The sequence below is a fragment of the Phenylobacterium sp. genome, from assembly GCF_044371015.1.
Taxonomy (GTDB): Bacteria; Pseudomonadota; Alphaproteobacteria; order Caulobacterales; family Caulobacteraceae; genus Phenylobacterium.
This window is the reverse complement of sequence record NZ_JBILUK010000117.1, coordinates 1-9,597: the sequence shown is the minus strand read 5'-3', so window position 1 is coordinate 9,597 and position 9,597 is coordinate 1. Positions and strand designations below refer to the sequence as shown.

Annotated in this window: 13 protein-coding genes; 10 read left to right on the top strand and 3 right to left on the bottom strand. The window is 67.1% G+C overall.

What is annotated here, in order from left to right:
- The 10 genes from ACIQ3R_RS10965 to pcaC all read left to right on the top strand — a co-directional run.
- A partial coding sequence (locus ACIQ3R_RS10965; protein WP_397418387.1) for a cytochrome P450 occupies nt 1-494 on the top strand: 494 nt, incomplete at its 5' end.
- Nucleotides 495-720: 226 nt separating this feature from the next.
- Nucleotides 721-1,719 carry an acryloyl-CoA reductase gene (locus ACIQ3R_RS10960; protein WP_397418385.1) on the top strand — a complete coding sequence of 333 codons (999 nt, stop codon included), beginning with the start codon at nt 721-723 and terminating at the stop codon, nt 1,717-1,719.
- Nucleotides 1,720-1,874: 155 nt separating this feature from the next.
- A complete protein-coding gene (locus tag ACIQ3R_RS10955) occupies nt 1,875-3,332 on the top strand; it encodes a murein L,D-transpeptidase (protein WP_397418383.1) in 1,458 nt (485 codons plus the stop codon).
- Nucleotides 3,333-3,360: 28 nt separating this feature from the next.
- Complete coding sequence (locus ACIQ3R_RS10950) at nt 3,361-3,891, top strand: DUF882 domain-containing protein (RefSeq protein ID WP_397418381.1); 531 nt, start codon at nt 3,361-3,363, stop codon at nt 3,889-3,891.
- 159 nt (nt 3,892-4,050) lie between these two features.
- Nucleotides 4,051-4,554 (top strand): DUF3237 domain-containing protein, encoded by a 504-nt coding sequence (locus ACIQ3R_RS10945; RefSeq protein ID WP_397418379.1) that lies wholly within the window; start codon nt 4,051-4,053, stop codon nt 4,552-4,554.
- Between the two features lie 99 nt (nt 4,555-4,653).
- Nucleotides 4,654-5,283 carry a VOC family protein gene (locus ACIQ3R_RS10940; protein ID WP_397418377.1) on the top strand — a complete coding sequence of 210 codons (630 nt, stop codon included), beginning with the start codon at nt 4,654-4,656 and terminating at the stop codon, nt 5,281-5,283.
- A gap of 80 nt (nt 5,284-5,363) precedes the next feature.
- A complete protein-coding gene (gene pcaH, locus ACIQ3R_RS10935; RefSeq protein ID WP_397418375.1) occupies nt 5,364-6,068 on the top strand; it encodes a protocatechuate 3,4-dioxygenase subunit beta in 705 nt (234 codons plus the stop codon).
- Between the two features lie 2 nt (nt 6,069-6,070).
- On the top strand, nt 6,071-6,682 hold the full coding sequence (gene pcaG / locus ACIQ3R_RS10930) for a protocatechuate 3,4-dioxygenase subunit alpha (RefSeq protein ID WP_397418373.1): 612 nt from the start codon (nt 6,071-6,073) through the stop codon (nt 6,680-6,682).
- On the top strand, nt 6,682-7,827 hold the full coding sequence (locus tag ACIQ3R_RS10925; protein ID WP_397418371.1) for a lyase family protein: 1,146 nt from the start codon (nt 6,682-6,684) through the stop codon (nt 7,825-7,827). The genes pcaG and ACIQ3R_RS10925 overlap by 1 nt, the downstream gene beginning before the upstream one ends.
- Nucleotides 7,828-7,881: 54 nt before the next feature.
- Nucleotides 7,882-8,259: a 4-carboxymuconolactone decarboxylase gene (gene pcaC, locus ACIQ3R_RS10920; protein ID WP_397418369.1), complete on the top strand. Its 378-nt coding sequence runs from the start codon at nt 7,882-7,884 to the stop codon at nt 8,257-8,259.
- Nucleotides 8,260-8,271: 12 nt separating this feature from the next.
- Here the strand turns inward: pcaC and ACIQ3R_RS10915 are convergent, their stop codons facing one another.
- The 3 genes from ACIQ3R_RS10915 to ACIQ3R_RS10905 form a co-directional block, all read right to left on the bottom strand.
- Nucleotides 8,272-8,919, bottom strand: coding sequence for a carboxymuconolactone decarboxylase family protein (locus tag ACIQ3R_RS10915; RefSeq protein ID WP_397418367.1), 648 nt, complete (start codon nt 8,917-8,919; stop codon nt 8,272-8,274).
- Between the two features lie 10 nt (nt 8,920-8,929).
- Nucleotides 8,930-9,316: a nuclear transport factor 2 family protein gene (locus ACIQ3R_RS10910; RefSeq protein WP_397418365.1), complete on the bottom strand. Its 387-nt coding sequence runs from the start codon at nt 9,314-9,316 to the stop codon at nt 8,930-8,932.
- Nucleotides 9,317-9,327: 11 nt separating this feature from the next.
- Nucleotides 9,328-9,597: hypothetical protein (locus ACIQ3R_RS10905; RefSeq protein WP_397418363.1), on the bottom strand; the 270-nt coding region annotated here is incomplete at its 5' end.

Genomic DNA, 9,597 nt, shown 5'->3' with positions numbered 1-9,597 from the left:
TGGTGGCTGCGGGCCACGACTCCACCACCAGCGCGATGGGCGTCTGCCTGCGGCGCATCGTCGAGGACCTTGATCTGCAGGCGCGCCTCAGATCCGACCCCTCGCTGATCCCGGCGGCGGTTGAAGAGATGTTGCGGCTGGAAGCGCCCGTCCTGCAGATGCCGCGGCGTGTTCGTCGCGATACGCAGCTAGGAGGCAGGCGGCTCCGCGAGGGTGATCGCGTGCTGCTGGTGTTTGCTTCGGGCAATCGCGACGACACGGCCTTCGAGGCGCCGGACACATGCCGCATTGAGCGGTCGCCGAACCGGCACCTCTCGTTCGGCGTGGGCGTCCATACCTGCATCGGCAACGGTCTGGCGCGGCAGGAAATACGGGTGGCGCTTCAAACCCTTCTGGCCCGGACCACTACCGTTGTTCCGGCGGGGTCGTCGGAACGCGAGTTCTGGCACCCCTATGGCGCCGCATCGCTGGAGGTGCGCTGCACGCCGGCCTGACGGCTTCGCCTCTGCAAGACTCAAACCCAGCGCAATTGCGCCGCCGGAACTGAGAGCACCGTCACGCCACGGACTCTCGATCAGGCTTGCGTTTGCCCAGAGGAAATGGCGTCGCGCAGGAGGCCGTAGTGGACACTGGTCGTCGCGTGACTAGCATCGGCCTGCGTCGCGCGCTTCGGCGGCCGACGCCGTGGACCGGCCAGCGTCCCAACTGAGAGGATCTCGAATGCAGTCGTTCGCGGCTTATCGTCTGTTTGCGGGTGAAGGCGGCGGGCCGCCAGTCGGCCGGTTCGTGACGATGAGTGAGGACGACCTTTCCGCCGGAGACGTATTGGTCCGAGTCGCCTTCACCAGCGTGAACTACAAGGACGCGCTGGCCGCGGCGGGGATCAACAAGATCATCCGCGACTACCCAAGGATCGGCGGTATCGACCTGACTGGGACAGTGGCGAAGTCGAAGGATCCCCGGTTCCGTGAAGGTGATCATGTTGTCGTCCATGGGTTCGGCCTGGGCGTCGATCGGGACGGAGGCTACGCGCAGTACGCCCGGGTCGAGGGCGATATGGTGCTTCCTCTCCCCAAGGGGCTGAGCCTGCTCGACTGCGCGGTTTTGGGCGTGGCCGGCTACACTGCCGCACTCTCGATCCATTGGATGGAACACAGCGGGCTCAGGCCTGGAACCGGCCCGATCCTTGTGACGGGCGCGACGGGCGGGGTCGCCAGCGTGGCCATCGATATCCTGTCTGGGCTCGATTACGACGTCGCCGCCATGACTGGAAAATCGGACTCACACGATTTCTTGCGGTCCCTCGGCGCAAGCGAGGTCGTGGACGCCGGTCTCGCGGTTGCGAGCGGTCGGCCAATCGAATCTGCGCGCTGGGCGGGAGCCGTGGATTCGGTGGGTGGTGAGACGCTGGGATGGATTCTGCGTACGCTTCTGCCGGACGGCGTGGCCACCAGCTTCGGAAACGCGGGGGGCGCTGAGTTCACCGGTTCAGTTCTGCCGTTTATCCTGCGGGGGGTGAAGCTGATCGGCATCAACGGCAACAGCCCGATGGACCTTCGCCGGATCGTCTGGAACAAGCTGGCGAACGAGTATCGCCCGCAACACCTGGATCGGATCGCCGACGTAGTCGCGTTCGAGCAGTTGCCTGAGGTGATGGAGCGGATGCGTAATCGCCTCACCCGTGGTCGCACTGTCCTGCGCATGGCGGATGGGGCCTGAGCGAGCTTCCGCGCACCGACCCTCGCGCCAGAACCCGTCCATCGTGTCGGGCGTTATTCAGGAAAACGGCGCACTCCGAAACGGGAGGGTGGGGAGGATGTCAGCCGGTTGATCCGCCGCAATGTGAACGCGTTGAGGGCCGCTAGTATGGCGCGATGCGGGTTCAAATCTTGCGCAAACTCTTCCAGCTAGTCCGGCCCTTGACCAAGGGCCGACGCCGTAGAGGCGCCTGCCGCCTGCTGGGTCTGCTGACCCTCGCTGCGACGCCGACATGGGCGGCCGCGCCCGCCCTGAACACGATCGAGCGGGCGGCGATCTATGGCGCGCTGGGCGCTAGCGACGAGATCGGGGACGCGCGGAGCCTTGCCGACGCGGAACTGTGGGCGTTGCTGGAGCGCCACGCCGTGTTTGAGCTCGGCCAGCGCATCCGCCCCTCCGATATCGATCCGATGTGGGCGACCAACCCATCGCCGCGCAAGGTGGCGCGCGAGATGGAGCAAGCCCATGCACAGGGTCGGCTGATAGACTGGATCGCGGGTCTGCCGGTTCCGGCGGCCCAGTACCGCGCCCTGGTTTCGGTCCGAGGACGCTACCGCACAATCGCCGAACAGGGCGGATGGCCCACGATCCAGGCAGGACCTGTCTTGCGCAAAGGCATGGGCGGGACGGCCATTGCAGAGCTGCGGGCGCGCCTGGCCATCGAGGGTTACCTGGACGTCTCGGACCCAGCCGCGCCTTTCGACGACGCACTTGCCGCCGCCTTGGCGAACTTCCAGCGGCATCACAACCTGGTTCCGGACGGAGTGGTTGGCGAGGCGACGCGCCATGCGCTGAACGTTTCCGCCGAGGATCGGCTGTCCCAGATCGAGGCCAACCTTGAGCGTTGGCGTTGGGTCCGTGACTTGCCGGCAGACCGGTTGGAGGTCGATGTCGCGGCCGCGGAGGCCAGCCTACACCTGGGCGGCGTGGTGGCGCTCTCCATGCGGGTGATCGTCGGAGACCCCAAGCACAGGACCCCGCTCTTTACGACCCGCCTCGCCAGCATCGTGCTCAATCCGCCATGGAACGTCCCGACCTCCATCGCCGACAAGGAGCTGCTGCCCCGGGAGGCGGCCAATCCGGGCTATCTGGCCGCCAACGGCTTTACACGGGTCAACGGCGGCCTTCGCCAGGCGCCAGGGGCGAAGAACGCCCTGGGTCAGGTGAAGTTCGACTTCCCGAGCCCCTTCGGAGTCTATCTGCACGATACACCGGCCCGAAGCCTGTTCGCACAGTCCCGGCGAACCCTCAGTCATGGCTGCGTGCGCCTTGAAAAGCCGCGAGAGCTGGCGTTGGCGCTGCTGGCCTCACGAGGCTGGACGCGGGAGACCTTGGATTCGGCGATCACCACCGGCGAGACGCAATCCATCAGGCTGCCCGTCGAGCTGCCGCTCATCATTGTCTACCGCACCGTCTTGGCGAATCCGAATGGGAGTCTCACCTTTCGCCGCGATCCCTACGACTGGGACGCTAAGCTGATCCGTGCACTCGCCGCGCCCGGACCGCCCGTCGCGATGATGGCCCGCGCGGAGTCAGAATGCAGCGTCTCAAAACCGCCCCAAGCGGGATTATGATCGCTAGGGTTCAGAAGGAGCGTCCTGCATGCACCGCCGCCAAGCGCTGAAGACGGGCCTCGGCCTTTTTGGCGCAGCCATCGGTGGGCGCGCCTTTGCCGCCGCCGAGGCGCGAACCATCGCGTTTCACAACCTTCACACCGGTGAATCCCTGGCGGCGACCTATTGGGAGGCGGGTCGCTACCTGCCGGACGCGCTGGACGCCCTGAACCACCTGATGCGCGACCATCGTACGGGCGAGGTCCATCGGATTGAGCCGGGCCTCTTCGACCTCATGTCGGCCCTGCGCATCCGGCTGGAGAGCTCGGCCGCCGTCCAGGTGATCTCCGGCTACCGATCGCCCGCGACCAATGCGACGCTGCACGCCAACAGCCAGGGGGTCGCGACCCGTAGCCTGCACATGGAAGGGCGGGCGACAGACTTGCGCATCACCGGCGTAGACCTGCCGCGCCTCCGTGACGCGGCCTGGTCGCTGCAAGGCGGCGGCGTGGGCTTCTATCCCCGGTCCCAGTTCGTACATGTGGACGTCGGCCGGGTCAGGCGCTGGGCCGACGCCTGAGGCGCCACGGGACCGACAGCTCACGGTCGGACCGCGCAGGGTGAAGACTGGAGACGGCTTTCCGAAAGAAAGACATGACCTGCGAGGTTGATGTTCCCCGGGTAAGGGCGACGATAAGGCAGCCCCTCAATCCTGGCCCAGACGCGGAGCATCACAACAATGACCAGTGGGTTCGAGTTCGGGGATCGGCGCCTGATCGGCGCGCCGCTTTGTTGCGCCGCCTTCCAGGTGGCGGGTGGCGTGTTCCCTCTGGGGGAATCACCCTTCGGCCGCCGCCGGCTCGGCTACATCACCGGCGGCCGGTTCGAAGGGCCGCGCCTGCGCGGTGACATACTTCCAGGCGGGGGCAACTGGTCGCTGTCCGGGGAGTTGCCCGATGGTTCGGCAGTCGGAACGTTCGACGCCCGGAGCCTCTGGCGCACAGACGACGGCGCCCTGATCTATGTGACCTACACAGGTCGCAGCGTGATCCCTCAGGATGTCGGCCTTGCGTTCCGCGATCCCGCCCAGCCGCACGTCGACCCCGTCCGGTACGCCCTCAGGATCGCGCCTGTCTTCGAGACCTCAGACCCCCGGTATGCGTGGCTGAACGGGGTGCTGGCCGTCGGGTGCGGCGAGCGGGAACCCGAGGGCGTGCGGCACTTCATCTACGCCATCAACTGATCGTCAACATACTTGACGATTGGCGGCGAGGATGTGAACTTGGCTTCGACTATCGGGCGCAGGCTGCGCCCAGTCCTGATGATCGAGAGGAGCATCACGATGGCTACCCAGGGCAACCGCGAGTTCGACATCCGTGGCGTCAATCACATTGCGTTGGTCTGCAAGGATATGGCGCGGACGGTTGAGTTCTACCGCGACATCCTCGGCATGCCGCTGGTCAAGACCATCGATCTGCCGGGTGGGATGGGCCAGCACTTCTTCTTCGACATCGGCAATGGCGACTCGCTGGCTTTCTTCTGGTTCCCGCACGCGCCCGAGGCGGTCGCGGGCGTCTCAGCGCCGGGCGAGCTTCCGGGCGGCGGCGACATCGCCTCGGCGCATGGCTCGATGAACCATCTGGCCCTGAACGTGGCGCCCGAAAAGTTCGACGAGTATGTGGAAAAGCTCCGCGCCAAGGGCGTCAAGCTTGGTCCTGTGCTGAACCACGACAACTCGCCCGCCCAGGTGAGCCCCGAGGTGACGTCGGACGTGTTTGTCCGCTCGGTCTATTTCTGGGACCCCGATGGCGTGATGCTCGAGTTCGCCGCCTGGACGCATAATGGCTTCACCGCTGCGGACGTGGCCCATGAGGCGGTCGACGCCGAGGGCAAGAAGTCCCGCGCCGTGGTGCTCAATCCGGATGGAACGCCTGTCGCGCCTCGCAGCCGGGCGCTCGAGCCCGCGGAGTAGCGGCTCGCCTGAGGCCGTTCCGGGAGTCTGGCGGCGGCCTTGCGAGTTCCGCCGCCGTTTGCGGCATGCTTAGGTAGCGAATGACCTTGCCGCGCACCTATGGCCGGGACGACCCCGACGCCCAGCCTCCGCATCGGTTCGCGGCTTACAAATCGACGCTGTTGCGCGCGCCCGTCCAGCCGCTGATCCGCATCCCGCAGACCCTGACCGAGACAAGCGGCCTGGCGGGCGACTGGTCGCAAGTCGCAGGCCCGCTGCTGACCGACCTTACGCGCCAGCATGCCGGTATGGCTCAGGGACAGCGCATCGTCGTTGCGGGCCGGGTCATGGACGAGCATGGGCGACCGGTCGCCGGCACGCTGGTGGAGATCTGGCAGGCCAACGCCGCCGGGCGCTACATCCACGCCCGCGACCAATGGGATGCGCCGATCGATCCCAACTTCACGGGCGAGGGTCGCGTGGTGACCGATCCGGCGGGCCGCTACAGCTTCGTCACGGTTCGTCCCGGCGCCTATCCCTGGGGCAATCACGACAACGCCTGGCGACCATCGCACATCCATCTGTCGCTGTTCGGACCCGCCTTCGCCACCCGGCTGGTGACCCAGATGTACTTCGAAGGCGACCCGCTGATCGCGCTCGATCCGATCGCCAACGCAACGCCCGAGGCGGCGCGGGACCGCCTTGTGGCCCGGTTCGATCTGGGCCTGACCCAGCCGGGTTTCGCGCTGGGCTACGCCTTCGACATCGTGTTGCGCGGCGCCGACGCCACGCCGATGGAGGGCTGATCATGGTCGCCCCGCGTCTGGGACAAACCCCGTGGCAGACCGTCGGCCCCTTCTTCCACTACGCCCTGCCGCACCCCGGCGGCGCAGATCTGGTGGGTGGTTCGGACGCCGGCGCTCGACCGGACTTGACCGCGCCGGGCCACTTCGGTCTGGCCCGGTTGACCCGGCCCATGGACATCGCGGGCGAGACCATCGAGATCGAAGGGCAGGTGCTGGACGGCGCGGGCGAACCCTTGCCGGATGCGCTGGTCGAGATCTGGCAGGCCGACGCCCAGGGCGTATATGGCGGCGCCTTCGCGGGGTTCGGGCGCGCAGCGACCACTGACGACGGTGGCTTCCGGTTCCGCACCCTGCGGCCCGGGCGTGTTGCTGGACCGGGGAACAGCCTGCAGGCGGAGCATATCGCTGTCGGAGTGATGGGCCGGGGTCTGCTCCGGCGGCTGGTCACCCGCATCTACTTCGAGGATGGTCCCGGCCTCGATGACGATCCGATCCTGGCGCTGACGCCTCCGGACCGTCGGGAAACCCTGATGGCGCGCGCCATAGGTCCCGGCCGCTATCGCTTCGACATCGTCCTCCAGGGGACGGGCGAAACCGTCTTCTTTGACGTCTGATGGTTTCAAGAATCCATGATCTGGCGGGCTCGACCGCCGCCATGCTGGAGGTCTTCGGCGACCGGGCGCTGGTCGCAGCCGCCCTGGCGTTCGAGTCTGCGTTGGCCCGCGCGCAGGTCCTGGAGGGTTTGATGGCGGCCCAGGATGCGGCGGCGATCCTGGCGGCCTGCGCCGAGCCGTTCGACATCGAGGTCCTGGCCTTGTCCGCGGCCCACGCCGGAACCCTGGCGATACCGCTGGTCGAGGAACTGCGCCGCCGGGCGGATCGACAGCGGCCGGGCGCCGGCGCCTTTGTCCACCTAGGCGCCACCAGCCAGGATGTCGCCGACACCGCGCTCGCCCTGCAGGTCAAGGCTGGCCTCGCCTTGCTGGCGACTGACGCGAACCGGCTGATCAAGGCCCTAACGGACCTTGCGCAGGTCCATGCGGCCACGCCGATGCTGGCTCGGACCCTTCTGCAGGCTGCGGCGCCGACCACCTTGGGCCTCAAGGCCGCTCAGTGGCGCGCTTCGGTGGCTGAGGCCGCGATGCGGCTCGATCTCGAAGGCCGGGCGATGGCGAGGCTTCAGCTCGGAGGCGCCGTCGGAACCCTCGCCGGCCAGGCCGACCGTGGGCTCGCGGTGGCGCGGCGAATGTCCGAAGAGCTGGGCCTGGCGGCGCCGGCGGCGCCATGGCACGCCCGACGCGAAGGCGTCGCGGGCCTGGGTGCGGCGCTGGCGATCCTCACAGGCGTCGTCGCGAAGATCGCTCAGGATCTGGCCTTGATGGCGCAGGCCGAGGTCGCCGAGGCGTTCGAACCGCGGGTCGACGGGCGTGGCGGATCCTCAGCGATGCCGCGGAAACGCAACCCGACCGGATGCCAGGTGGCGCTTTCGGCCTCGGTCCGGACGCCACACCTTGCGGCGACACTGATGTCGACCCTGACCGGCGAGCATGAGCGAGGTCTCGGCGGATGGCAGGCGCAGGCGCCGGTGCTGGCCGATCTCTTCGCCCTCACGCATGGCGCGGTGGCGGCGATGGCTGAGGTGGTAGAGGGGCTCGAGGTGGATGTCGCCGCCATGGCGCGAAATCTGGCGGCGGCCGGCGTAGGGTCCGATGTCGGGGAAGCCGAGGCGTTGATCCGCCGATTGCTGGTCGACCCCTGACCAACTGCGTTCACGGGTCGCCGCCGCCTGGCGGCGTTTGCAGGAGGGACCCGAATGGATGAATCCAAACGCCATGAGTTCGGCATGGCGCGACGGCGCGCGGTGCTGGGCGAAGCCTATGTCGACAAGGCGGTGGGGGCGACGACACCGCTGACGGCCGAATTCCAGGACCTCATCACTCGCTATGCTTGGGGTGAAATCTGGACCCGGCCGGGCCTGGCGGAAGAGACACGCCGCCTGCTGACCATCGGCATGCTGATCGCCCTGAACCGGGAAGGCGAGCTGCGCCTGCACCTGCGCGCGGCGCTCGATCACGGCGTGCCGCTGGAGACCCTGAAGGAAGTCATCCTGCAGAGCGCGATCTACTGCGGCGTCCCCGCCGCCAACAGCGCCTTCCAGATCGCCAGGGAACTTGCGGACGGTGCCGGATAGCCCCCCGTCGCGCTACCGCTTCGCAGCGGGCGCGCTCAGGAAGTCGGTGGCTTTGAAACCTTCGGGCGCCGCGATCTCGACGATCGGCTCGTCGCGGTTGTCGTACTCCATGCGCAGCGCGCGAGTGATGACCGCGTGCATGGCGTAGAGGGTAGTGATGTAGGTGAACTCGAAGATCTCCTCATCGCTCCAGAAGGTCTTCAGCTTGTCGAACACCTCGATGGGCGTGCGACCGTCAGCGGCCGTCAGGCAATCGGCATAGGCCAGAACCGTACGTTCCTGGTCGTTGAACACGTCCGACACCTGCCAGTGGGCCACAGCCGCGATCTTCTCGTCGGAGACCCCAAGGCCGCGCAGCGACTTGCAGTGCTGAGAGAACACGAACTGGCTGCCCTTGACCCAGCCGGCGCGGGTCTGACCGAGCTCGCGCAGCACCGGATCGATCTTGCGGTCCGGGTGACGATAAACGGCGAAACCGTCGACGGCGTGCTTGAAGATATCGGGCGCGAGCGCGAACACCGTCCACCAGTCACCTGGCGTGCCGGTTGCGGTGCCCGGCTCGGCCACCGGGTCACGGTCGGGGCCGAACAGGCGATTGTAGTAGGTGGTGATCACCTCGGAGGTGACCTCGGCGCGGGGAACCTGTCGCAGTACGGGCATGGCTGTTTTCCTAGGCGAATTTGCGGAATTCGGCCACCTGGGCCGAGTCGAAATACTCATCCAGACGGGTGATCTTTCCATCGACCACCTGGCAGACGATGCAGGCTTCCAGCGCAAGGCGGACGCCGTCGTGCTTGCGGGTTCCGCACAGCACGTGCTGGTGCACGAACCCCGTGGGAAAGACCTGAAGGCGGCGGTTGTCATAAACCCGGTCTATGATGCGCTGGGTCATGCCCTGGAGTGTCTTGCGGTTATCCTCCGGGCTTTGCTCCAGTCCGTCGGTGTTGTGCCAGATGCGGGCGTCGGGCGCGTAGCAGCTGACCAGGCCGTCCACATCGCCGGCCTCGACGAAGTCGAAGAAGCGTTTGGCGAGCGCGCGCATGGCGTCGTCTGACATGGTCTGCATCCTCAGTCTGCCGGCCCGATGGCCACGTTCATTCGCCTGGCTCCGTTGGCCGAAACCAGACCCTTGATGTCGTCGCCACCATAGCTCGGGTCCGCCGAGGCGCCGAAGGCCGCCAGAATCTCGGCGAACTGGGCCTCGGCCATGCCCTTCCACTCCGGATGGGTGAAGACGAAGAATTCATCGGCCTCAATGGCCTGAACCAGTCGCTCGCCGATCTTCAAAGGCGACATGCCCCCGGCCAGTACGCCGCGCATCGCCTGGGCGGTCTGAGC